Genomic DNA, 444 nt, shown 5'->3' with positions numbered 1-444 from the left:
CCTCATCGCCGACCTCACCCGTCAAGCCCACGCCCAGCTCGGCACCACCCCCGCAACCGGATCACCTCACCCAGCCGGATCACCCCACCCGGCAGCAGCACCTCACCCGGGCCGATCCTGTGACCAGGCTGCAGCGCACGCCCCAAAGGGATCGGGTGACCCGGCCATGCTGGGCGAACAGACCGACCCGGCAGACTCGGCCGACATGGCCAACACGGCAGGCGCGGTCAGCACCACGGGCGCGGCTGGTGCGGCCGGCACCGCTGGGGTGGCAAATACGACAAACGGGGCTGATCGGCGTCATGCCGATGCGGCCTTACGCCGATACGTCCAGATTCGGGGCCGGGTCTGCTCCTGGCCGGGCTGCCGCATGCCCGCCACCCGCACCGACCAAGACCACATCCAGGCCTGGGCCGACAACGGCGCCACCACCGCCGCCAACCT

Annotated in this window: 1 protein-coding gene; it reads left to right on the top strand. The window is 71.2% G+C overall.

Annotated elements, in window-relative coordinates; genetic code table 11:
* Positions 1-166: 166 nt before the first annotated feature.
* The coding region (locus tag FLV34_RS42080) for an HNH endonuclease signature motif containing protein (RefSeq protein WP_222709821.1) at positions 167-444 on the top strand (278 nt) is incomplete at its 3' end.

Origin of the sequence: Microbispora sp. CSR-4 (assembly GCF_008033685.1) — a bacterium.
In the GTDB taxonomy this organism is placed as follows: Bacteria; Actinomycetota; Actinomycetes; order Streptosporangiales; family Streptosporangiaceae; genus Microbispora.
Note: the sequence above shows the minus strand (reverse complement) of the source record. Positions and strands in the feature narration are given on the sequence as shown.